At 72.2% G+C, this 21,942-nt stretch carries 19 protein-coding genes and 2 tRNA genes; 11 read left to right on the top strand and 10 right to left on the bottom strand.

Annotated elements, in window-relative coordinates:
* Nucleotides 1-17 precede the first annotated feature (17 nt).
* Both ACSQ2D_RS13750 and ACSQ2D_RS13745 read right to left on the bottom strand, forming a co-directional pair.
* Nucleotides 18-2,813: a hypothetical protein gene (locus ACSQ2D_RS13750; protein ID WP_435986500.1), complete on the bottom strand. Its 2,796-nt coding sequence runs from the start codon at nucleotides 2,811-2,813 to the stop codon at nucleotides 18-20.
* Nucleotides 2,810-3,163, bottom strand: coding sequence for a hypothetical protein (locus ACSQ2D_RS13745; RefSeq protein ID WP_435986499.1), 354 nt, complete (start codon nucleotides 3,161-3,163; stop codon nucleotides 2,810-2,812). Before ACSQ2D_RS13745 ends, ACSQ2D_RS13750 begins: the two co-directional genes overlap by 4 nt.
* Before the next feature lie 244 nt (nucleotides 3,164-3,407).
* Between ACSQ2D_RS13745 and ACSQ2D_RS13740 the strand changes: the two genes are divergently transcribed.
* Nucleotides 3,408-5,957: a glycoside hydrolase domain-containing protein gene (locus ACSQ2D_RS13740; protein WP_435986498.1), complete on the top strand. Its 2,550-nt coding sequence runs from the start codon at nucleotides 3,408-3,410 to the stop codon at nucleotides 5,955-5,957.
* A gap of 102 nt (nucleotides 5,958-6,059) precedes the next feature.
* Here the strand turns inward: ACSQ2D_RS13740 and ACSQ2D_RS13735 are convergent, their stop codons facing one another.
* The gene (locus tag ACSQ2D_RS13735) at nucleotides 6,060-7,868 is read right to left on the bottom strand and encodes a glycoside hydrolase family 13 protein (protein ID WP_435986497.1); all 1,809 of its coding nucleotides are present in this window, start codon (nucleotides 7,866-7,868) and stop codon (nucleotides 6,060-6,062) included.
* Nucleotides 7,869-7,987: 119 nt separating this feature from the next.
* Between ACSQ2D_RS13735 and ACSQ2D_RS13730 the strand changes: the two genes are divergently transcribed.
* Nucleotides 7,988-8,842, top strand: coding sequence for an LLM class flavin-dependent oxidoreductase (locus tag ACSQ2D_RS13730; RefSeq protein WP_435986496.1), 855 nt, complete (start codon nucleotides 7,988-7,990; stop codon nucleotides 8,840-8,842).
* Between the two features lie 55 nt (nucleotides 8,843-8,897).
* On the opposite strand, the gene ACSQ2D_RS13725 is transcribed toward ACSQ2D_RS13730, so the two are convergent.
* Entirely contained in the window at nucleotides 8,898-9,395 is a 498-nt protein-coding gene (locus tag ACSQ2D_RS13725) for a MarR family winged helix-turn-helix transcriptional regulator (protein ID WP_435986495.1), read from the bottom strand.
* A 55-nt stretch (nucleotides 9,396-9,450) separates the two neighbouring features.
* Between ACSQ2D_RS13725 and ACSQ2D_RS13720 the strand changes: the two genes are divergently transcribed.
* Nucleotides 9,451-10,662 carry an FAD-dependent oxidoreductase gene (locus ACSQ2D_RS13720; RefSeq protein ID WP_435986494.1) on the top strand — a complete coding sequence of 404 codons (1,212 nt, stop codon included), beginning with the start codon at nucleotides 9,451-9,453 and terminating at the stop codon, nucleotides 10,660-10,662.
* Complete coding sequence (locus ACSQ2D_RS13715; RefSeq protein WP_435986493.1) at nucleotides 10,659-11,066, top strand: NUDIX hydrolase; 408 nt, start codon at nucleotides 10,659-10,661, stop codon at nucleotides 11,064-11,066. Before ACSQ2D_RS13720 ends, ACSQ2D_RS13715 begins: the two co-directional genes overlap by 4 nt.
* Nucleotides 11,067-11,194: 128 nt before the next feature.
* On the opposite strand, the gene ACSQ2D_RS13710 is transcribed toward ACSQ2D_RS13715, so the two are convergent.
* From ACSQ2D_RS13710 to pepN, 4 genes are all read right to left on the bottom strand, one after another.
* On the bottom strand, nucleotides 11,195-11,830 hold the full coding sequence (locus ACSQ2D_RS13710; protein WP_435986492.1) for a hypothetical protein: 636 nt from the start codon (nucleotides 11,828-11,830) through the stop codon (nucleotides 11,195-11,197).
* Nucleotides 11,831-11,970: 140 nt separating this feature from the next.
* A complete protein-coding gene (locus tag ACSQ2D_RS13705; RefSeq protein ID WP_435986491.1) occupies nucleotides 11,971-12,357 on the bottom strand; it encodes a globin in 387 nt (128 codons plus the stop codon).
* A gap of 42 nt (nucleotides 12,358-12,399) precedes the next feature.
* Nucleotides 12,400-13,323, bottom strand: coding sequence for a mechanosensitive ion channel family protein (locus ACSQ2D_RS13700; RefSeq protein ID WP_435986490.1), 924 nt, complete (start codon nucleotides 13,321-13,323; stop codon nucleotides 12,400-12,402).
* Between the two features lie 179 nt (nucleotides 13,324-13,502).
* Nucleotides 13,503-16,076 (bottom strand): aminopeptidase N, encoded by a 2,574-nt coding sequence (pepN, locus tag ACSQ2D_RS13695; protein ID WP_435986489.1) that lies wholly within the window; start codon nucleotides 16,074-16,076, stop codon nucleotides 13,503-13,505.
* A 139-nt stretch (nucleotides 16,077-16,215) separates the two neighbouring features.
* On the opposite strand from pepN, the gene ACSQ2D_RS13690 reads away from it, so the two are divergent.
* The 4 genes from ACSQ2D_RS13690 to trmB all read left to right on the top strand — a co-directional run bounded on the left by ACSQ2D_RS13690 (nucleotide 16,216) and on the right by trmB (nucleotide 19,380).
* Complete coding sequence (locus tag ACSQ2D_RS13690; protein ID WP_435986488.1) at nucleotides 16,216-16,851, top strand: mycothiol-dependent nitroreductase Rv2466c family protein; 636 nt, start codon at nucleotides 16,216-16,218, stop codon at nucleotides 16,849-16,851.
* 56 nt (nucleotides 16,852-16,907) lie between these two features.
* Nucleotides 16,908-17,390 carry a ribose-5-phosphate isomerase gene (locus ACSQ2D_RS13685; RefSeq protein WP_435986487.1) on the top strand — a complete coding sequence of 161 codons (483 nt, stop codon included), beginning with the start codon at nucleotides 16,908-16,910 and terminating at the stop codon, nucleotides 17,388-17,390.
* 99 nt (nucleotides 17,391-17,489) lie between these two features.
* A complete protein-coding gene (locus ACSQ2D_RS13680) occupies nucleotides 17,490-18,551 on the top strand; it encodes a PP2C family protein-serine/threonine phosphatase (protein ID WP_435986486.1) in 1,062 nt (353 codons plus the stop codon).
* Nucleotides 18,552-18,639: 88 nt separating this feature from the next.
* Entirely contained in the window at nucleotides 18,640-19,380 is a 741-nt protein-coding gene (gene trmB / locus ACSQ2D_RS13675; protein ID WP_435986485.1) for a tRNA (guanosine(46)-N7)-methyltransferase TrmB, read from the top strand.
* Nucleotides 19,381-19,483: 103 nt separating this feature from the next.
* Here the strand turns inward: trmB and ACSQ2D_RS13670 are convergent.
* Nucleotides 19,484-19,557: transfer RNA gene (locus ACSQ2D_RS13670), tRNA-Pro, on the bottom strand.
* 133 nt (nucleotides 19,558-19,690) lie between these two features.
* Here ACSQ2D_RS13670 and ACSQ2D_RS13665 point away from each other — a divergent pair.
* The 3 genes from ACSQ2D_RS13665 to ACSQ2D_RS13655 all read left to right on the top strand — a co-directional run bounded on the left by ACSQ2D_RS13665 (nucleotide 19,691) and on the right by ACSQ2D_RS13655 (nucleotide 21,322).
* Nucleotides 19,691-19,764 (top strand) — tRNA-Gly (locus ACSQ2D_RS13665).
* A gap of 71 nt (nucleotides 19,765-19,835) precedes the next feature.
* A complete protein-coding gene (locus ACSQ2D_RS13660) occupies nucleotides 19,836-21,002 on the top strand; it encodes a VanZ family protein (RefSeq protein WP_435986484.1) in 1,167 nt (388 codons plus the stop codon).
* A 23-nt stretch (nucleotides 21,003-21,025) separates the two neighbouring features.
* Complete coding sequence (locus ACSQ2D_RS13655) at nucleotides 21,026-21,322, top strand: DUF2087 domain-containing protein (RefSeq protein ID WP_435986483.1); 297 nt, start codon at nucleotides 21,026-21,028, stop codon at nucleotides 21,320-21,322.
* 45 nt (nucleotides 21,323-21,367) lie between these two features.
* Here ACSQ2D_RS13655 and ACSQ2D_RS13650 read toward each other — a convergent pair whose 3' ends face one another.
* Nucleotides 21,368-21,883 (bottom strand): hypothetical protein, encoded by a 516-nt coding sequence (locus tag ACSQ2D_RS13650; protein WP_435986482.1) that lies wholly within the window; start codon nucleotides 21,881-21,883, stop codon nucleotides 21,368-21,370.
* Nucleotides 21,884-21,942: the final 59 nt, after the last annotated feature.

Raw genomic sequence — 21,942 nt, 5'->3', positions numbered from 1 at the left:
TGTCCGGATGTCGTGACTCATGGCTTGATGGGCACCCCGTTGATCTTTCCGTCTCGGACGAACAGCTGATGAGTGAGGTGGTCCCCGTCGAGGATCCATTCGAACCGGCCGGGCACCCCGTTCACGCTACCGGGCATCTGGATGAGCGTCCGTCGTCGCCCGTCCCCGCCGAGCAGGGGGAACACGCTTGCGCGCTCGCCTATGTCGTCGATCACCCAGGAACCGGCGCGATGCCACGGATCGGCCTTCTGCGCCGACCCCGTCAGCGGCGCGTCGCGTAGTCGAGTCTCCGCATCGGCGGGCGAAGGCTCCCACGGTTGCGCCCGCCCGGGGACGACATGGGTCCGGTCGAGAGGGCCCGTGTGCTGTCTGAGGCGGTCCGTGGCCGATCTCGCGGTGCTGCGTGCGCCGTCCTTGACGGCGGCGTCGAACGCGGCCCGGATCTCGGCGTCCCGAGCCGCCCGCAGGTCAGAGACCGTCGGGAGGAGAGGAGCGCGGCCGGCCCCGAGTCGGATGGCCGGGAGCACGTCGGTGCAGTCTCGGGTGATCGCCTCGATGCGGGCGACCAGCTCTGCGCGACGGCCGTCGTCGAGCTCGGTCTGGGCCAGCTCGACGTGGGAACGGACGAGGGCGATGACGAGATCGTCGGTCGACGTGCGCATCGTCCCGCCGTCGACGTAGGTGTGCACCGTCGCGGCGAGGCCGCTGACACCCCTGCGTCGGACCTCGGCGATGACGTGACCGGCCTCGGCGAGCGACTGCCACGCCGAGCGGTTGAGCGCGTCCTGGCGTCGGGCGACGGCCACGAGCGACGCGGACGCCGCCTGGTCGAGAAAGCCCAGCCGCACGACGTCGCGACCCACGTCGCCCCCGCGTTCCACGGTGTCCCGCGCCGCCCCGAGCTCGCGGTCGACGAGTCGCTGGTAGGCGACACCAGTGTCCTTGGCGCGCAGGCCCATGCCCGTGTCTAGCGCCAGGGCGCCGACGACTCCGGTCAGCTCCGGACCGTCGAGCCACGGCTGCATACCGTGTGAGGTCGCGACGGCATAGCCCGAGGCAGGCTCCGAGCCCAGCATCAGCGCCCCGAGAGCGCGGTCGACGTTCTCGCGCATCGCCGAGAACCAGTCGACGACGAGGTGCTCCAGGGGCGCCGTCGCCCCGGCGTAGATGCGCGTCGTCGACGCCTCGAGCATCGCGTGCGCGCTCGTGCGCGAGACCTCGAGCATCACCCGCGCGCGGGTCTCGGCTGCTCCCTCGTCCGTGGACGTCGCGACGCTCGTGAGAAGCCGCACGAGGTCGGTGTCGGTCGACAGCCGGAGATCAGGGTGGCTCTCGATCCCGTTGGCCTCGTGGGTGACCCATCGACGCACGAGGTGCTCACCGAGGGTGAGGCGGTCGCCCCGTGCGTTGGACAACGCACCCCCGGCGGTCGGCGACCCGGGCAGCGGCTCGGCCAGCAGAGCCGACTGCTCCACGGGGTCGTTGCCGACATGACCGAGCAGCACGTGCACCGGGTCACCGGTGCGCGTGCCGTCGTCGAACCACGAGGCGAAGGCCGCCCCGGCGTCGGCGAGCAGCGTCGTCCCGTGCGTCAGCGCGACGTCGGCGTCTCGGGTCTCGGCGATCTCCGCGGTGGCTGCCGCGGCGGCCGCGCGTCGTGCGAGCCCGGGCTGGAGCCGGCGGTCGTCGCCGGCGGACCGGGCCCCCGAGAGCAGCTGGCCCAGCAGCCACGCCCCGGTCGCCCGGCCCCCGCCCACCGGGTCGACGTGAACCGTGTCGACACCGGCGACGAGGTCGTCCGCGAGCAGGGCGGCACTCGACGCCAGCTGGGCACGAGTCCGCGGGTCGGTCCCGGTGGGCGCTGCGTGGCTCGTGGCCGTGATGACGAGCGAACCGAACGCGCCCAGGAGATCGCGCACCCTGTCGACGTGGGCACCCGATGCGCTCCGGGTCACACCGGCGGCCATGAGGAGCCGGGCGAGCCCGTCGGGACCGAGCTCCGACAGCAGCGCCTGCGCGTAGACCGGGTCGTCGACTCGTGCCCGGACACGGCTCACGGCCTGCGCAGTGCTCTCGTCGCCCATCGCGCGCGCTGCGCCCACCGCGGTCAGGGCCCGGCGCACGAGGAGGCTGTCGGCGAGCGCGGCGTCACGTGACACGCGTGCGCTCACGACACCGTCCGCGAACCACAGGCCACCCGTGACGGCAGACCGCACCCGCTCCGCACCGGCCATCGCGCCGGACGGGAACGTCACGTCGGTGGCGCCGGCTACGAGCCCCGCACCACGTCGTGCCGCCGCGCGCAGGTCGTCGAGGACGCCGGCGTACGTGCGGCTCAGCCGGCTGCGACCCACCGCCTGCTCCGAGCGGGCTCGCTCCGTCCCCAGCAGTCCGACGGCGCCCGTCGGGTCGGGCAGCGCCGCGACACGCAGGAGAGCCAGAGCGTGCTCGGTGTCGAGCGCGTCCCACTGACGCTGCAACGAGCGAACGCGCGCCTGGGCGTGGTCGAGCGCGGTGGCATACGTGAGCAGGGACCGGGACGCGACGGGCAGCGCGCCGACCACGCGACGCGCCCGGACGCCCAGCTCGTCGGCCTCCGAACAGGCCGCGGTCGCGACGTCCCCGGTCCAGACGGCTGCGAGCCGCGTCCCCAGCGTCCCGCGCACGGTGGCCGTCGAACGGGCTCGAGATGCGGCCCGGTCGAGCGAGCGCGCGGCCGCTCGGAGGCCTGCGACGTCACCCCTCGGTAGCGGGAGCGCGACGTCGCCGGGGATCGTCACGGACGCGTGACCGGTCTCGTGGACGCGACTCACGACGCCGCTGCGTCAATCGGATCACCAAGAGCCACAGCGCTGCTCGTGGTCACTCCGGCGAACTGGGCGGTGACGAACAGCTCCGCCGCCCGTGCCTCGAGCGTCGACCGGTCGAGCCGGCCGCCGAGCGCGTCGGCCGCATCGGCGACGGCATCGAGGGCGTGGGTGTGGACGACGCGGAACCGCTCGAGCGCGACCCTCAGGACGTCACCCTCGTCACCCAGCGAGGCCAGCCCACCAGAGGTCGACGCGCCCACGAGTGACGCGCACTCGCGCAGCTCGGCGGGGTCGTGCGCCAGCGCGAGCCGCTCACGGGACACCCCGTGGGCGTCGATGGCGTAGCGCGTCATGTCCTCGACCGTAGGAGAGCCGCGCGTGCCCCCTCGGCCGTCATCCACAGGCCCGGGTATGCCGTGACGAGCGCGTCCCGGGGCAGGCGCAGGACTCGTGGCCGGTGGCCGACACGACGTGTCCCGCCGGACGTCCTGATCGGACAAAGAGGGCAATCCGCCTTGTCCGCCGTTCCGGCACGCCCATACGGTGGCCCGGCCAGACGACCACCCCCCCAGCGTCGGGGGAGAAGGAGCGCCAACCATGTCCCATCCCAGTTACCGGAGGAGGCGGGCCGTCGCGCTCGTGGCCGTCGGCCTCCTCGCAGCGAGCTCGGGGGCGACGGCTCTCGCCGAGGGCCATCCGGCCGTCCCCCCGCACCACCGGGACGTGCTGCCCCTGACGCAGTACGTCGACCCGTTCATCGGCACGGCGGTCTCTGCCACGAGCGGCTACGCCGGGAACAACAACCCCGGCGCCAAGGTCCCCTTCGGCTTCACGAACTTCGGCCCCGACATGCCGCGGACGAACTTCAACGGGTCCGGCGGCTACCTCAACCCGCCCGAGGCGCCCACGGGACGCATCAACTTCTTCAGCCTGACGCACCTCAATGGTGTGGGCTGCCCCGGGCAGGGAGCTGTCGGCATGATGCCCGCCTCGACGCCCACCGCCGTCGCATCGAGCACGGGCGTCCCGACGGGTGTCGGCTTCCACACCGAGACGGAGTCGGCGTCACCCGGCTACTACGGCGTGACGATGGACAACAAGGTCAAGGTCGACCTGACGGCGACGACCCGCACGGGCATGGCGCAGCTGACCTACCCGGACGCCGGCTCCGGCTACTTCTCCATCGACACCAGGCTCAACGGGAACAGCAACCGCGGCACCGAGGCCGGCAAGATCACGTCGGACCACGTGTCGCTGACCGTGAGCAGCTCCGGGCGGGTCCTGTCCGGCACGTCGGTCGCCCCGGCGTTCTGCACCCCGTACGGCACGCCGTACAACTCGCCGGTCCACTTCTACGCGGAGCTCGACCGTCCGCTGACCCACGCCGCCGAGCCCGGCGTCAACACCGTCCGCGACGGGGCCGCCCTGCTGCACTACGACCTGCCCGCCTCGGACCCGACCCTGACGATGCGGGTCGGGATCTCCGCGGTCAGCGTGGCCAACGCCGAGCGCAACCTCCACGCCGAGAACGCCCGGAACAGCTTCGAGCAGACCCGCCGGGCCGCCGACGCCGCCTGGAACGCGCGGCTCAACACGATCCAGGTCGACCGTGCGGCAGACCCCAGGACGCTCACGCCCGGGCAGCGCGACGGGCTCGTGAAGTTCTACACGGCGCTCTACCGGGTCTTCGGCTCGCCCACGGTCTACTCCGACGTCAACGGGGACTTCCGCAGCATGAAGGCCGGACGGCCCCTCGCCACCGGTGTCGACACCACGGGCGGGATCGAGCAGCGAGCCGTCGCCAACGTGGCGGACTACGCGTACACCCGCCCGGACGGCAGCACGGGTGGCTACGGCACGCACTACAGCAGCTTCTCCCTGTGGGACACCTACCGCTCCCAGGCCCAGCTGCTCGCGCTGCTCGCGCCCAAGGAGTCGAGCGAGATGATGCAGTCGCTCGTCGTGGACGCCGAGCAGTGCGGTGCCTTCCCGCACTGGGTCGACGCGAGCGACGACTCGACCCCCATGGCCGGCGACAACGCCCTGCCGGTGCTCGCGGGCGTCTACTCCTTCGGGGCCAGGGACTTCGACGTCAGGAACGCGGCCCGACTGGTGAAGCAGTCCGTCTTCGACCAGAGCAGCACGTGCAACGCGAACAAGAGCATGAGCAGCTCCGAGCAGTACCTCCGCGACGGCTACTACCCGAGCCCGGAGTGGTCCTCGAGCAACATCGAGCGCTGGAACAGCGACCGTGCCGCCGCGGCCTTCCTGGCCGAGATCCCGCAGTCCGTGCGTACCGACCCGAGTGTCGACGTCACCCAGTCCGACCTCGACACGCTGGTGGACCGGACGGGCTGGTGGCGCCACATCTTCGACGCGGACAACGGCCGCATCGCGACGCGCGCCGCCCCGACGACCCCGGGAACGCCGGGGGCGCTCCAGCCCGGCACCTTCCACGAGTCGACGGAGCCGAACTACTTCTGGTCGTTCGGCTACGCGTGGACCGACCTCATCAGGGCGATCGGCGGCAAGGAGCAGGCGGTCGCACGCCTCGACCGGCTCTTCTCCATCGACGCAACCCTCTCGACGGTGCCGACGATGCAGCAGCTCAACGGAGGCCAGGACTCCGAGACCTTCTACATGGGCAACGAGATGGGGTTCAACGCCCCGTGGGCGTACAACTGGGCCGGCGCGCCGGCGTCCACGCAGTACATCGTGCAGAAGCTCATGGACGTGACGTTCGGGACCGGTCGGGACGGCCTGCCCGGCAACGACGACATGGGAGCCCTGTCGAGCTGGTACGTCTTCGCCGCCCTCGGGATGTACCCGACGGTCGGCTCGTCGTCCGGGCTGGCGCTGTCCACGCCCCAGTTCCCGGGCGTCACGATGTGGTTGCGCAACAAGGCGGTTCGCATCACCACCGACCGTGACGCGGCGTCGTCGCCCTTCATCGCCGGCATGACCGTCGACGGCGCGACCCACCCGGGCTCGTGGCTGCCGCTGCGCTCCGTCAGGAACGGCGCCGACGTGAGGTTCGCGCTGGCGCCCCGGCCGACGACCTGGGCGTCGGCGGACTCCCTGACCCCACCGTCGGGCGCCACCGCCGACTACACCCGGTCGACGGGGTCCGGGCCCGGGCGCCGGTGACCTGACCGGCGCCGCAGGTCGCGAGCACGTATGCCGTGAGGCCCCCGTCCAGCAGGACGGGGGCCTCACGCGCGAGCGGGTCGGGGACCTGTGGTCAGGACGTCAGGACCAGCGGGCCCAGACCGTCGTGTCGGTCGGGACGAGACCGTCCTCGAGCGGCCCGGAGGCCACGACGAGCTCCGCGCCCTCGGGGAGGGCGACGGGCTCGGCCCCGAGGTTCGCGACGACGAGGACCCGGCCACGCTGGGAGGAGCCGTTGGTCAGCGCGACGACGTCGCCGGCATACCCCTCGACCCACGTGAGCGAGCCGGTCCCGAGGGACAGCTCACGACGGGCGGCGAGGAGCGCGCGGTAGAGCTCGAGGGTCGAGCCGGCCACACCCTCCTGGCGGTCGACGGCGTAGTCGGCGTAGACGTCGGGCTGCGGCAGCCACGTGCTGTCGCCGGGGCCGAAGCCGAGCGACGGGCCGTCGGCGGACCACGGGATCGGGACGCGGCAGCCGTCGCGGCCGGTCTCGGCACCGTCGGTGCGCGCGAAGGTGGGGTCCTGGCGGAACTCGGCCGGCATGTCGGTGGAGTCGGGCAGGCCGAGCTCCTCGCCCTGGTAGATGTACGCGCCGCCGGGCAGTGCGAGCATGAGCGCCGTGGCGGCCCGCGCCCGACGCAGGCCGAGCTCGCGGTCGGGCTGCGGGTCGGTGGCCGCGATGCCGTTCATCCGCGGGGTGCCGGGCGCGAAGCCGAGGCGCGAGGCGTGGCGCACGACGTCGTGGTTGGACAGCACCCACGTCGACGGAGCGCCGACGGAGTCGGCGGCGTGCAGCGACGAGGTGATGACGGTGCGCAGGTCCTCGGCCGTCCAGGAGGCGGTGAGGAAGTCGAAGTTGAACGCCTGGTGCATCTCGTCCGGACGGACGTAGGCGACGGCCCGCTCCTGCGGCTCGACCCACGCCTCGGCGCAGAGGATGCGGTCGGGCGTGCCGTAGGACTCGAGGATCCGCCGCCACGCGCGGTAGACCTCGTGCACGCCGTCCTGGTCCCACATGGGGCTGCGCTTCGTGTGGTCGATCCGCGGTGCCTCCTCGACCGGAGCCGCCTCGTGCAGGCCCTCGAGGCCGTGCTCGTGCTCGGAGTGGCCGAGCATCGTCGTGCGCTCCTCCTCGGTGTCGGGCAGGCCCTGCTCCTTGATGAGGCCGTGCGCGACGTCGACGCGGAAGCCGTCGACACCGCGGTCGAGCCAGAAGCGCAGGATCGACTCGAACTCGGCGCGCACCTCGGGGTGCTCCCAGTTGAAGTCGGGCTGCTTCGTGTCGAAGATGTGGAGGTACCACTGGCCCGGCTTGCCGTCGGCCTCGGTGACCCGGGTCCACGCGGCGCCGCCGAAGACGGACTCCCAGTTGTTCGGGGGCAGCTCGCCGTGCTCGCCGCGGCCCTCGCGGAACATGTAGCGCTCGCGCTCGGCCGAGCCGGGGCCGGCGGCCAGGGCGGCCTGGAACCACACGTGCTCGTCGGAGGAGTGGTTCGGCACCATGTCGACGATGACCTTGAGGTCGAGCTCGTGGGCGCGCGCGATCATCGCGTCGGCGTCGGCGAGCGTGCCGAAGATGGGGTCGATGTCGCGGTAGTCGGCGACGTCGTAGCCGGCGTCGGCCTGCGGCGAGGTGTAGAAGGGCGAGAGCCAGATGGCGTCGACGCCGAGCGCGCGCAGGTGGGGCAGGCGCGAGGTGATGCCGGGAAGGTCGCCGATGCCGTCGCCGTCGCTGTCGGCCCACGAGCGCGGGTAGATCTGGTAGATCACGGCTTGGCGCCACCAGGCGGCGTCCGGGCGGTCCGCGGCGTGCACGGGGGTCGCCTCCTCGCGCACCTCGAGGTCGCGCGCCGGGTGGGTCAGGGTCTGGGTTGCTGATCGCGTCACGGGCCACCATCGTTCCGCATCAGGCCGAAAACTCAAAGAAAGTTCTGCAACTTCTTGCAACGCGTCGCCTGTCGCGCGACGAGGGCCCCGCTGTCCCCACCCCTTGGTAGGAACGGAGCATGAAGAGCGGCTTCGTCGTCCCGTACGCCACCGAGCGCGAGTTCGCCGAGCTGGCGCGCCTCGGCGAGGAGCGGGGGTGGGACGCCGTCCTGGGCTGGGAGGCCCTCTACGGCGTCGACGCCTGGGTGCAGCTGGGCGCGGCCGCCATGGTCACCGAGCGCATCCGGCTCGGCACGCTCCTGACGCCGGCGTCCCGCCACCGGCCGTGGGACCTCGCCTCCCGGGTCGGCTCGGTCGACCGCATCAGCGGCGGGCGGGCCTTCATGTCGGTCGGTCTCGGGGCCCTCCATCCCGGCTGGACGGCGTTCGAGGCCGACGAGGGGCGCGCCGTGCGCGCCCGCAAGCTCGACGAGTGCCTGGCGATCTACGCCGGGCTGCTCGAGGACGCCGCGACCTTCACGTACGCGGGTGAGCACTACAGCGCCGGCCCCAACGACTTCATGCTGCCACCGGCGACCCCCCAGCGCCCCCACCCGCCGGTCTGGGTCGTCGGGGCGCCCACGCCGGGGGGTGGGCGCCAGCGCTCGCTCGAGCGCGCCGCCCGATGGCAGGGCCTCGTTCCCGCGATCGCGCCACCCGACGGGCAGGCCAAGACGGTCGAGGCGTTCGCGGCCGTCGTCGACCCGGTGCGCCGGCTCCGCACCGAGGCGGGCCTGCCCTGGGAGCACTACGACGTCGTCATCGAGGCCGACTCGTGGGGCTCGTTCACCTCGCTCGAGCCGGCAGAGCCCGCCGCCTGGGAGCAGGCCGGCGCCACGTGGTGGATCGAGAGCTGGTGGGACCTCGATCCGGGGCCGCAGGGCCTCGCCGAGGTCCGTCGCCGGGTCGAGGCAGGACCGCCCGCGACCCGCTGAGCGCGGCTCCGCCGGGCCACGACGACGGCGTATGCCGGGTGGCGGCGTCGCCCGCTCAGGCGGGCTCGGGCGGGTGCTGCGCGAGCAGCGCCCGGTGCTCGTCGGTCAGGGCGGTGATCCGGCGCAGGTAGTCGGCCATGAACCCCAGCTGCTCGGTGCTCAGCTCGTCGAGCATCGGCTGCCCGGCGCGGACGAGAGGCCCGTAGGCCTCCCACGTCCGCGTCTGGCCGAGCTCGGTCATCTCGACGAGCACGGTGCGTCGGTCGGTCTCGGAACGCGTCCGCCGCACGAGCCCGCGCTTGGCGAGGCGGTCGATGAGCGCCGTCGTGGCGGCCGGACGCAGACCCGTCGCGGTGCTCAGCTGGCCCGCCGACTTCGGTCCGTCGACGAGCCAGTCGAGGCAGCGCAGGTCGGCCGGCCCGAGGCCGAGCGCGCGCCCCACGGTGTCGTCGAACGCCTGCACGGAGCGCTGGTACTGCTGCATCGCGTCGCCGAGCGCGTGGACGAGCTGCTCGCGGCTGTCGGGGAGCGGGGGTTGACGGGCGGACGACATCGGCCTTACCTTTCGAATCTCGAAACATTCGATTCTCGTAAGGAAGGCTACCAAGATGAAGGCTCTCGTCGTGGGAGGCGGCATCGCCGGTCCGGCCACCGCGCTCGCCCTGCAGCAGGCCGGGATCGAGGCCGTCGTCCTCGAGGCCTGGCCGCGGTCCGACGGCGAGGCCGGCTCGTGGTTCACGCTCGCCCCGAACGGCCTGCACGCCCTCGACCTGCTCGGCGCCCGGCGACTCGTCACACCGATCGGCTTCCCGAGCGAGCTCAACGTCATGGTCGGCGCCACCGGTCGGGTGCTCGGCACGATGAGCCTCGGCGTCCCGCTCGACGACGGCACCGTCGCCGTGACCATGAAGCGCTCCCGCCTCGCCGCGGCTCTCGTCGACGAGGCCGAACGACGCGGGATCGTCGTGCGCCACGGGAGCCGGGTGGTCGACGTCGCGAGCCGGCCCGGTGGGGTGACCGTGACCCTCGAGGACGGGTCGACGGCGGACGGCGACCTGCTCGTCGGCGCCGACGGTGTCCGCTCGCTGGTCCGTCGCACCATCGACCCCGAGGCGGCGGCGGCGCGCTACGTCGGGCTGACGAACTTCGGTGGCATCACCGAGGGGACACCGGTCGCCGCGACGCTCCCTGCCCGGGAGTGGCACTTCGTCTTCGGGTCCCGCGCCTTCTTCGGTGCCCACCCGACCCCGGGCGGTGACGTCGTGTGGTTCGTCAACGTCCCCGGCCCGGCGATCACGCCGGCCGAGCGCGCCGCCCGCACCCCCGAGCAGTGGCGCGACCTCCTCGTCGACCTGCTCGCCGACGATGCCGGCCCCGCTGCCGAGCTCGTGCGCACCGGCCGGCTCGAGCTGTGGGCCGACAACACCCACGACCTGCCCCGGGTCGCCCGCTGGCACCGCGACCGCATGGTCGTCGTGGGCGACGCCGCGCACGCGCCGTCACCGAGCTCGGGTCAGGGAGCGGCCCTGGCCCTCGAGGATGCCGTGGTCCTCGCCACGTGCCTGCGTGACGCCGGCACGGTCGAGGAGGCCCTGACGGCATACGACACCGCGCGGCGGCGGCGCGTCGAGCGCATCGTGGCCGCCGGAGCGCGCAGCAGCAGCTCGAAGATCCCGGGTCGGGCCGGGCGGGCGGTGCGCGACGCGATGATGCGCCTCGTCTTCCGCTTCGTCGTCACCGAGCGCTCGAGCGCCTGGGTCACCGGCCACCGGGTCCGCTGGGAGCCCGCCGACGCGCCGGCACTACCGTCGGGGTCATGACGACGTTTGTCACCGCTGCCTTCTGCCTCGTCCGGGACGGTCGGCTGCTGACCGTGCGCAAGGCCGGCTCGACCCGTTTCATGTTGCCCGGCGGCAAGATCGACCCGGGGGAGTCCGCGCGTGAGGCAGCCGTCCGCGAGGTCATGGAGGAGGTCGGGCTAGACGTCTCGGGGGTCGGCGAACCGCTGGGGCGCTTCCACGACGTCGCGGCCAACGAGCCGGACGCCTGGGTCGACGCAACCGTGTACGTCGCGCACCTGCGCCCTGACGACGCCCCGGCACCGCTCGCCGAGATCGCCGAGCAGCGGTGGCTGGGTCTCGACGACGAGCTGCCGGCAGACCTCGCGCCCCTGCTGCGCAACCACGTCGTGCCGTCGCTGCGGGCGCACCTCGCGACACGCTGAGGGCGTCACCCGGGACCCGGGTGACGCCCTGCTCGCACCTTCCGTGCACGCTCACGGCACGCTCACGGCACGCTCACGGCACGCTCACGGCACGCTCACGGCACGCTCACGGCACGCTCACGGCACGGTCAGCGAGGACCGCCGTGCATGTCGATGACGCCGGCCTTGGCCGCCTTCTCGACCGCGTCGGCCTCCGCCTGCGTCAGCGTGCCGTCCTTGACGGCCTGGGCGAGGCGGTCGTCGAACGCCTTCTGCTCGTCGGCCTCGTGGGCAGCCCGCAGGTCGGCGAAGGCCGCCTTGACCTTGGCCGCGTCGATGCCCAGCTTGCTCGCGAGCTTCGTCGCCAGCTCGTCCTGCATCGTCGCCGGGTCGGGCTTCGTCGCAGCGCCCTGCCCGGGAGTGCGGCCGGCCTTCAGCTCGTCCCGCACGGCCTTGAGGGCGTCCTCGAGCTTGGTCTGGTCGACGCCGAGCGTCGTCGCGAGCGCCGCGAGGTCCGCGCCCTTCCCCATGCCCTTGCCCATTCCCATGCCGGGACCCAGGCCGCCGCCGTGGCGACCGCCGGGACCCCAGCCCCGGCCGTTGCCCGGCGTGCTGTCGGTCGTGCCCTGGTTGGGGTCGCCCTGCGTCGAGGTCGCCGAGGGGGTGGGGGTGGTCGTCGTCGTCGCGTCGTCGGCGCGGGCCACCTGGGAGACGCCGAGGCCGATGGCGGCGGCTGCGGCACCGGCCGCCGCGACGCTTGCCACCTTCTTGTTGATCGACACCATGCCGCATCCCTCCGTCGTGGTCGTCGGACGCGCGGCCCGACCGTGGAAACACCTGACTCCAGAGAACACCCGCAGCGAGGGCCGTGACCCGTGAATGGGCTGTGAGTTGCTGTGAGAGTCGCGAAGCCGTCAGAAGCTCGTCAGAAGGTGCCGTCGGGCCCGGGCGCGTTGACGAGGGAGTAGGCCGCCCGCGTCAGATAGTCGCGCAGCCGGTCGTCGTTCTCAGGGGAGAGCCCGAGGGTGTCGACGGCGTTCATCATGTGCAGCAGCCAGCGGTCCCGCATGTCTGGCGTCACGGCATACGGCATGTGGCGCATCCGGAGCCGCGGGTGGCCACGCTGCTCGGAGTACGTCGTGGGTCCGCCCCAGTACTGCTCGAAGAACATCCGCAGGCGCTCCTCGGCCGGCCCGAGGTCGTCCTCGGGGTAGAGGGCGCGCAGCGGCTCGTCCTCGGCGACGCCGCGGTAGAACTCGTGCACGAGCTTGGCGAAGGTCTCGTGGCCACCGAAGTCGTCGTAGTACGTCACGTCGGCCAGTCTCCCAGAGCGGTGCCCGTCATCATTGCGGGGTCACTGCGGGGCCGCCCCGCCGTAGGGCGGCATGACGGGCACGGGACTGCGCACGCCCGCACGGTCGAAGGCGGCCTTGACCCGTTCGCGCATCTCGCGCTGGACGCCGAACTGCTCGTTGGCGATCGTCTTCCCGATGATGCGGATCGTGATGACGCCGTTGGCGATCGACTCGACGCCGACGACGTTCGGCTCCTCGAGGAGGATGTCCTTGAAGGCGTCGTCGTCGTCCATGGAGCCGACGACGTCGCGGATCACGGCGATCGCCTTCTCGACGTCCTGGTCGTAGGCGATCGGCACGTCGACGATCGCCGTCGACCAGCCCTGCGTCTTGTTGCCGATGCGGACGATCTCACCGTTGCGGACGTACCACGTCATGCCGCCCGCGTCGCGCAGCTGGGTGACGCGCAGCGACACGTTCTCGACCGTGCCGACGACCTCGCCGGTGTCGATGACGTCACCGACGCCGTACTGGTCCTCGACGATCATGAAGACGCCCGACAGGAAGTCCTTGACGAGGCTCTGGGCACCGAAGGCCAGGGCCACTCCGCCGACGCTGGCGGAGGCCAGCATCGGGCCGAGGGGGATCCCGACGAGTGAGAGGACGGTCAGGACGGTGATGCCCCCCACGACGAACGTCGTGATGCTCTTGAGCAGGGCGCCCATCGTCTGGGTGCGCTGCACGTGGCGGACGTTGGCGACCCCGACGGCCTGCAGCGCCCGGCCGGCGCCCGGGATGCTCGCGAGGCGTTCCGCGCGGCGTGACGTGGCCGTCGAGACGACCCGGTTGATGAGCCGGTGCAGCAGAAACCGCGCGACGAGGCCGACGACGATGACCGTGATGATGAGCAACGGTGTGCCGACGAGCCAGTCAGTGACCTCTTCCCACGTGAGGCTGGCCAGGTCGGGCATCGAGAGGGTCACGGGCAGCTCCTGCGAGGGAGACGGACTCGGGGCGGGAGTCGGGGGTGGAGTCGGGGTCGGCGTGGAGGAGAAGGGGGTCAGGTTCGTGAAGGCGTCGATCACAGAGGTCTCAGTCAGGGGTCGGGTTCAGGTGGAGACTGGTGCGGGGCCGCCCGGCTGGACGGCCCCGCACCCGGGCTTCAGCCGCGGCGGTCGCGCTCCTGCGCCACGAGGGCGCGCGAGATCGTGTCGCGGTTCTCGGCGACGGTGCGCACCAGGCCGGGAGCGGCGTCGGCGTTCGCTGCGAGCCACGCGTCCGAGGCGTCCTTGAGCTCCTGGCTGGCGAGCGAGAACGGGTAGAAGCCGCCGACGACGCGCTCGCCGATGGCGACGCTGCGCTCGGCCCACGCGTCGACGAGCATCGCGTGGTACTTCTCGACGTAGGGCTCGAGCAGCGACAGGTCGCTGCTGCGACGGAAGCCGGCGCTCACGGCCTCGACCATCTGGTTGGACAGGTCGTTGCGCTCGACGGCCTTGGCCCAGGCGTCGGCCTTGGCCTCCGCCGTGGGGCGCGCGGCGAGCGCCTCGGCGGCGCGCTCCTTGCCCGTGGCCGTCGGGTCACGGTCGAGCTCGGTCTCGATCTCGATGTCGTCGGCCACCCCGAGGGCCGCGAGGGCCTTGACGAAGGTCCACCGGAGCTCGGTGTCGGTGGTGAGGCCCGGCAGCGACTCGGCCCCGGTCAGCAGGGCGCGGAGGCGGGCCTCGTCGGCCGGGTCGGACGTCGAGCCCGCCCACGCCTCGACGAGCTGGAACTGGGCGTCGCTGCCGGCCTCGGCCGTCTCGGCGAGCGAGCGCAGCGACGACGACAGGAGAGCCGAGACCTCGGAGCGGTGCTCCGGGGCCGTGTAGAGCCGGGCCGCCGTCGACACCTGGCCGAGCAGGACCCGCAGCAGGGTGGAGTCCGTCTCGCCCGGCATCGACTCGAGGACGAAGCGGACGAAGTCGCGTGCGGGCATCTCGCCGTCGCGCGTCATGTCCCATGTCGCGCCGAGGACGAGCGAGCGCGGCAGCGAGTCGGTGAAACCGCGGGGGAGGGAGAGCGCCGTCGCGAGCGACCGCTCGTCGAGGCGGATCTTGCCGTAGGCGAGGTCGTCGTCGTTGAGGAGCAGCAGGTCGGGCTGCTCCTGGCCGACGAGCTCCGATAGGTCGGTGCGCTCGCCGGCGATGTCGACCTCGTCGTAGCCGACGCGCTCGAGCACGTCGCCGTCCGCACCCGGCCGGACGGCATACCGCCCGATGCCGATGCGGTGCGGGCGGAGCGTCGGGTATTCCTCGGTGGCGGTCTGCGTGATCGCGAACGAGCTGTAGCGACCGTCGGCGTCGACCTCGAAGACGGGACGCAGCGTGTTGACGCCGGCCGTCTCGAGCCACAGCTTGCTCCACTCGCCCAGCTCGCGGCCCGAGGCCTTCTCGAGCTCACCGAGCAGGTCGGCCAGGGTCGTGTTGCCCCACGCGTGCTTGCGGAAGTACTCCCGCAGCGCGGCCACGAAGGGCTCGCGCCCGACGTAGGCGACGAGCTGCTTGAGCACCGACGCGCCCTTGGCGTACGTGATGCCGTCGAAGTTGACCTCGACGTCCTCGAGGTGGCGCATGTCGGCTGCGATCGGGTGCGTCGAGGAGAGCTGGTCCTGGGTGTAGGCCCACGCCTTCTCCGACGTGCCGAAGGTCGTCCACGCGCTCGTCCACTCGGTGGCCTCGGCCTGGCACGTCGTCGACGCCCACTCGGCGAACGACTCGTTGAGCCAGAGGTCGTCCCACCACTTCATCGTCACGAGGTTGCCGAACCACATGTGGGCCAGCTCGTGCAGGATCGTCAGCGCCCGGCGCTCGATCTTCGCCTCGGACACCTTGGACCGGAAGACGTAGACCTCGACGAAGGTCACGGCGCCGGCGTTCTCCATCGCGCCCATGTTGTACTCGGGCGTGAAGATCTGGTCGTACTTCTCGAAGGGGTACGGCTGGTCGAACTCCTCCTCGAAGAACGCGAAGCCCTTCTTGGTGCAGTCGAAGATGTTGTCGGCGTCGAGGTACTGCGTCAGCGACTTGCGGCAGAAGACACCGAGCGGCACGACACCCTTGCGCGTCTTGACCTCGTCACGGACCTCGTCGTAGGGGCCGGCGATGAGTGCCGTGATGTACGACGAGATGCGCTGCGTCGGCTCGAACGCCCACGTCGCGCGCTCGACGCCGTCGGCGACACCGGCCGCCTCGGGGGCGGGGGTGGGGGAGTTGCTGATGACCTTCCAGTGCGCCGGTGCGGTCACCGTGAAGCGGAAGGACGCCTTGAGGTCGGGCTGCTCGAACACGGCGTACATCCGGCGGGAGTCCGGGACCTCGAACTGCGTGTAGAGGTAGACCTCGTTGTCGACCGGGTCGACGAAGCGGTGCAGCCCCTCGCCGGTGTTGGTGTAGCGGCCGGTGGCGTCGACGGTGAGCTCGTTCTCGGCGGCCAGGCCGGGCAGCGCGATGCGCGAGTCCGCGAAGACCGCGGCGGGGTCGAGGTCCACGCCGTTGAGCGTGACCTTCTCGACCGAGTCGGCGATGAGGTCGATGAACGAGTCGGCGCCGGGCTCGGAGCAGGTGAACGTGACCGTGGTGACGGTGTGGAAGTTCTCCGGACCCGTCGTCAGGTCGAGACGGACGTCGTAGGAGTCGACGCGCAGGATGCTGGCGCGGCTCGCCGCCTCGTCGCGGGTCAGGTTCTTGCCGGGCACGTAGGGACCTCCTGGGAAGGGTGCTGGGGGCGCGACGGATCGTCGGTCGGACGCCGTCGTCGCGGGCCATCCTCGCACGGAACCCCGACCCGTCCACCACCGCGATGGGCGTGCAGGGGGCAGTGCCATGATGGGCCGCATGGCCGATGCGAAGGACAGCCCGAAGACGAGCCGCGACGCCGTCGAGATGTGGTTCGACCCGATCTGCCCGTGGGCGTGGATGACGTCGCGCTGGCTCATGGAGGTCGAGACCCTGCGGGACATCGAGGTGACGTGGTCGGTCATGAGCCTCGCCGTGCTCAACGAGCACCGGCACGACCTCGACGCCGCCTACCGCGCACGCATGGACGAGGCGTGGGGCCCGGTCCGGGTCATCATCGCCGCCGTCGAGGCGCACGGCGACTCCGTCATCAAGCCGCTCTACGACGCCATGGGCACCCGCATCCACCTGCGCAGGATGAACGACTTCGACGAGGTCATCCGCGAGTCGCTCGAGGAGGTGGGCCTGCCCGCCGAGCTGGCCAAGGAGGCGCACCACAAGAAGCACGACGCGGCCCTGCACCGCAGCCACAAGCGCGGGATCGGCCTCGTCGGCACCGAGGTCGGCACGCCGATCATCGCCGTCGACGGCGTCGCCTTCTTCGGCCCCGTCGTGACCCCCGCGCCCAAGGGCGAGGACGCCGCCCGGCTCTGGGACGGCTGCGTGCTCGTCGCGAGCACGCCCGGCTTCTTCGAGCTCAAGCGCACCCGCACCCTCGGACCCATCTTCACCTGAGCACCCACGCCCTCCAGCTCCACCCGAGACATCCACCGACGCAACCAAGGACGGACATGCGCATCCACATCGGCGGCGACCACGCGGCATACGAGCTCCACCAGTCCCTCGTCACCCACCTGCGCGACGCCGGCCACGAGGTCGTCGACCACGGCCCCTTCGCCTACGACGCCCAGGACGACTACCCGGTGTTCGTGCTGCGGGCCGCCGAGGCCGTCGCGGCCGACGAGGGATCGCTCGGCGTCGTGCTCGGTGGGTCGGGCAACGGCGAGCAGATCGCGGCCAACAAGGTCGGCGGCATCCGGGCCGCGCTCGCCTACAACGCCGAGCTGGCGAGCCTTGCGCGCGAGCACAACAACGCGCAGGTCGTCTCCATCGGGGCACGCTTCACCCCCGACGACGTCGCGAAGGAGATCGTCGACACCTTCGTGGCGACGAACTTCACCGATGAGGCGCGCCACAGCCGCCGTCTGGGTATGGTTTCCGCGTACGAGACCACGGGGGACTTGCCGGCTTTGCCGGACTCGGACGCACGCTGACGTCGCGACGTCCGCCGTCCCCCTTCATCGCCGCAAGGGAGGCACGTGGCCCACAACGAGAGCTCCGTCTCTCGACGCCCGCGCTACGCTGCCGGACCGATGCGACGACTCCGACTCCTGGGCCCGTGGCTGAGCCGTGCCCCGTGGGCCGTCGTCACCGGTTTCCTCGTCCTCAGCATCCTCGCGACGGCCGCCGTCTTCGTGTGGCCGACGGTGATCCCCTGGGGCGTGTACGGCCTCATCGTCGTGGCCGCCGGGCTGTTCCTCGAGCCGCGCTACCTGCTCGTCGTCTACATCGGCCTCTTCCTCGCCATGGCGATCCTCGGGGCCTACCTCGGTCCCGCGAAGCCGACGACGACGGGCGCGCAGATCGTCACCGTCGTCACGATGCTCCTCATGATCTGGCTCTCGCACGCGAGGGCCCAGGTCGGCGTCGTCGGGGTCACGGGTGAGTCCATGCTCGTCGACATGCGCGACCGACTCCGGGCCCAGGGCGAGCTGCCCCCGCTCCCGCCGCAGTGGGGGGCCGAGGTCGCCCTCGAGTCGGCCTACGGCGACAGCTTCGCCGGAGACTTCGTCGTCGCCAGCCGCTCCACCGACGGCCGCACCCTCGAGATCGCCCTCGTCGACGTCTCGGGCAAGGGGCGCGAGGTCGGTGCCCGGTCGCTGCTCCTGTCCGGCGCACTCGGTGGCCTGCTCGGCGAGATGAGCGAGCGCGGCTTCCTCCAGTCCGCCAACAACCACCTGCTCCGGCTGCGCTGGCCCGAGGGCTTCGCGACGGCCGTGCACGTGGCCGTCAACCTCGAGACCGGCAACTTCACCATCGGGTATGCCGGCCACCCCGCCGCCGCCCAGTTCGCCGCCGGGTCGGGCCGCTGGCGGATGCTCTCCGGCGGCCGCGGACCGCTGCTCGGCGTCATCGACCACGCCGAGTACCCCCGCGAGTCCGGGACGATCCGTCGCGGCGACGCCCTCGTGCTCTACAGCGACGGCGTCATCGAGGCCCGCGACAAGGCCCTCGTCGACGGCATCGACCGCATGCTCGGCCGCGCCGAGTCGTTCATCCGCACCGGTTTCGAGGGGCTCGCCCAACGGCTCTGCGACCAGGCTGCGGCGGGCCTCGGCGACGACCGCGCCGTCGTCACGATCTGGCGCACCTGACTTGTCCGGGTGACCGCCCTCCCGTCCGGAGCGGGTAGCCGTCGCCGCGGACTTCGGGTCGACGCGCCCCCGTCACTACGATGCCTGCGTGAGCGAGCACCCCACCGAAGCGACGATCCACGAGGCCGGCCCCGATCGGCGCAAGGAGCACGTCGTGCCCGACCTGCCGCCGGGCGTCACCCCCGCCCGGGTGCGCACCTTCGTGCGCCGGGGGCGGCTGTCGTCCCTGACCAAGGACCGCGTCGAGCGGCTCGCGCCCGCCCGCTCCCTGCCCGAGGGCCCCTTCGACGCCGCTGCCGCCTTCGGCCGCACGGCACCCGTCGTCCTCGAGATCGGCTGCGGGCACGGCCACGCCGCCATCGCGTATGCCGCCGCGTTCCCCGAGCGCGACATCCTCGCCATGGACGTCCACACCCCCGGCCTCGCCCGGATGCTCGCCGACGCGGACGAGGCCGGCGTGCCGAACCTGCGCGTCGAGTTCGGCGACGCCGTGCTCTTCCTCGAGGAGCGGGTCGCCGCCGCCACCTTCGACGCCGTCCACCTGTTCTTCCCCGACCCGTGGCGCAAGCAGAAGCACACGAAGCGACGGTTCGTCAGCCCCGCGAACCTCGACCTGCTCGCGCGCGTGCTCAAGCCCGGCGGTCACGTGCTGGTCGCCACCGACCAGGACTTCTACGCCGAGCACGCCCTCGCCGAGGTCGCGGCTCACCCCCGGTTCGAGGCCCACCGCGTCGACCGGCCGCAGTGGCGGCCGCGGGACGGCTTCGAGGCCAAGGGGATCGCGGCCGGGCGCACGATCAACGAGCTCCGCCTCGACCTGCTGCCCTGACGTCGGTGGTGAGGGACGCGAGGGTCGTGGAGTCCTGTCGGCACCTGGTGCCGGTGGACCTCCACGACCCTGGGCCGTGCTGCCATGCTGCCGTGCTGCGAAGTCGGGGTGACAGGATTTGAACCTGCGGCCCTTGCGTCCCAAACGCAATGCGCTACCAAGCTGCGCCACACCCCGTGGCGTCGGAATCGTAGCCGACAACCGGCCGGCGGACCGACCGGCTCCCACGCGGCGCGGGCGGGTCGATTTCTGCGGATCGGGCGCGAACCAGTAGGCTGACGCCTCGGATCGCCGGCTCGACCGGTGCCCCGCGGGCGTAGCTCAATGGTAGAGCCTCAGTCTTCCAAACTGATCACGCGAGTTCGATTCTCGTCGCCCGCTCCAGCATCGCCACCCCCGTCCGGATCCCCGGGCGGGGGTGGCGCCGTTCACGGGACGAGGCCCGAGGGGGGCGCGTGAGGACCTGGCTCGTCGAGGGCGCCACGTCGGTGCTGCTCTTCGTCCTGCTCGTCCCGCTCGCCATCGGCCCGTTCCTCGCCTTCGTCTACCGCCGCTACCGGTGGCCCGCCCCGGCCCCCACGGCGGCGGCCGCGCTCTCGGGCCTCTACGCGTGTGCCGTCGTCGCCTTCACGACCTTCCCCCTGCCCAAGGACCCGCTCAGGGCGTGCCGCACCGGTCGCGGGAGCCACTGGCAGCTGACCCCGCTCGCCTCGCTCGACGACGTGGCCGCGGCGTTCCGGGCGGACGGGGTCGTCGCCGGACTGACGAGCGGCGTGTTCCTCCAGGTCGTCCTCAACGTCGTCTTCTTCGTGCCCCTCGGGCTCGTGCTCGCCTACGTGCTGCGTCGCGGCCTGGTCACGGCCGTGCTCGCAGGTCTCGGCCTGTCCCTGCTCGTCGAGCTGACCCAGGGGACCGCCCTGTGGGGCCTCTACCCCTGCCCGTACCGGCTCGCCGACGTCGACGACCTGCTCACCAACACCCTCGGCGCCGTCATCGGGTGGTGCCTCGGGGCGCTGCTGCGGCGAGCGCTGCCCTACCGTCGCCCGCCGGCGCGTGAGGACCTCGCCCCACCGACGATGCGGCGACGGATCGCAGCCGCCGTCATCGACCTCACCGGACTCCTCGTCCTGTCGCTCGCGATCGGCGTCGGGCTCGCGCTCCTGGCCCTCGGGTCCGGGCGTGACCTCGGCGTCTACGACGACGCGTTCACCGTCGCCGCCTGGGCGCTCGGCGTCGGGTGGCTCCTCGTCGTGCCCTGGGTGCGCTCGGACCGCGCCACCCCGGGGCAGGCGGTCGTCCTGCTCGGCGTCGAGTCCTCGCGCGCCCGGCACCCCGCGCCCCGCCGGGCGATGGTCGTCGTCTTCCTCGTCCGATGGGTGCCGCTCCTGCTCACGTGGACGGGCGTCGCCGGTGGGCTCTGGCTGGCCGTCGTCGTCGCCGAGCTGCTGACGGTGTGGATCCGCCGTGACGACCGCGGTCTCGCCTCCGTCGTCGCCGGGGTCGTCACCCGCACGCACGACGCGATGGCCACCCACGACCCCGCCGTGCAGTCGACGATCCTGAGCCCGCTGCCGAAGCGGCGCGACCGCCGCCGGGCGCCCAAAACGGATGGCGACGCCTGAGGACCCGCGCCTAGCGTGGTCGCATGTTCCGCCCAGACCTGCAGGACGCCCTGCGTGACCGCGACGCCGTCCTCCGCTCCTTCGTCGCCCCCGACGGCACCCTGACGAGCATCCCGACCAAGATCCGCAAGCGCCTCGTCGTCCTCGACCTGCTCTCGCAGGAGTTCGAGCCGGGGGAGCGCTACGACGAGACCCAGGTCAACAACCGGCTCCGCGCCTTCCACCCCGACGTGGCGGCCCTGCGCCGCTACCTCGTCGAGGAGGGCTTCCTCGACCGGGCGGACGGGTTCTACTGGCGCAGTGGCGGCACCGTCGACTGACCGCACCCCCGACCCGAGTCGGCGACACGGCATACGACAGGCGCCTCAGCGGAAGCCGAGCGCCTCGCTGAGCCAGCTCTCTGCGCCGTCGGCCTCGAGACCCTCCTCCACGGCGGCGGCCGTGCGCGGCGACGGCCACCCGTGCACCCAGAAGAGCGCGAGCCCGCCCGGCAGCGCGATGAGCAGCGTCAGCCACGAGTGCGGGGTGAAGACGAACGAGCACGCGAACGCCACGAGCACGGGAGCCTCGGCGAGCGCGGTGCGCAGGGTCGTCGTCGACGTGAAGTAGCGCAGGCTCGTGGCCTCGGCGTTCTCGCGCGGCAGGCCGTGGGGGAGAGCGGGCACGGCGTAGCCGACGTAGCGGATCAGGGTGGCCGAGCCGACGAGCGAGGCGAGCACGATGCCGACGGCCCAGGCCGACGGCAGCGGCGCCGACGGGTCGACGAGGATGCGCACGGCACTGAGCATCAGCGCTCCCATGCCGACCGCGACCGACACCATCTGGATCGGGCGCAGGGCCGCGCTCTCGGGAGACGCGAAGGGGCCGGGAGGGGTGCTCATGGCTCCCGAGCATAGGCGGGGGCGGCCCGCGGACGATCCGCGCATTTAGCCATCGGCCG

This window comes from Terrabacter sp. LjRoot27 (genome assembly GCF_964254175.1).
Lineage (GTDB): Bacteria > Actinomycetota > Actinomycetes > Actinomycetales > Dermatophilaceae > Terrabacter.
This window is presented reverse-complemented; position numbering and strand designations above follow the sequence as displayed.

Coding starts and splice junctions, on each gene's coding strand:
- ACSQ2D_RS13745 (WP_435986499.1), bottom strand. CDS start 3,163: ATGACGCGCTACGCCATCGACGCCCACGGGGTGTCCCGTGAGCGGCTC.
- ACSQ2D_RS13740 (WP_435986498.1), top strand. CDS start 3,408: ATGTCCCATCCCAGTTACCGGAGGAGGCGGGCCGTCGCGCTCGTGGCC.
- ACSQ2D_RS13730 (WP_435986496.1), top strand. CDS start 7,988: ATGAAGAGCGGCTTCGTCGTCCCGTACGCCACCGAGCGCGAGTTCGCC.
- ACSQ2D_RS13725 (WP_435986495.1), bottom strand. CDS start 9,395: ATGTCGTCCGCCCGTCAACCCCCGCTCCCCGACAGCCGCGAGCAGCTC.
- ACSQ2D_RS13720 (WP_435986494.1), top strand. CDS start 9,451: ATGAAGGCTCTCGTCGTGGGAGGCGGCATCGCCGGTCCGGCCACCGCG.
- ACSQ2D_RS13715 (WP_435986493.1), top strand. CDS start 10,659: ATGACGACGTTTGTCACCGCTGCCTTCTGCCTCGTCCGGGACGGTCGG.
- ACSQ2D_RS13710 (WP_435986492.1), bottom strand. CDS start 11,830: ATGGTGTCGATCAACAAGAAGGTGGCAAGCGTCGCGGCGGCCGGTGCC.
- ACSQ2D_RS13690 (WP_435986488.1), top strand. CDS start 16,216: ATGGCCGATGCGAAGGACAGCCCGAAGACGAGCCGCGACGCCGTCGAG.
- ACSQ2D_RS13685 (WP_435986487.1), top strand. CDS start 16,908: ATGCGCATCCACATCGGCGGCGACCACGCGGCATACGAGCTCCACCAG.
- ACSQ2D_RS13680 (WP_435986486.1), top strand. CDS start 17,490: ATGCGACGACTCCGACTCCTGGGCCCGTGGCTGAGCCGTGCCCCGTGG.
- ACSQ2D_RS13655 (WP_435986483.1), top strand. CDS start 21,026: ATGTTCCGCCCAGACCTGCAGGACGCCCTGCGTGACCGCGACGCCGTC.
- ACSQ2D_RS13650 (WP_435986482.1), bottom strand. CDS start 21,883: ATGAGCACCCCTCCCGGCCCCTTCGCGTCTCCCGAGAGCGCGGCCCTG.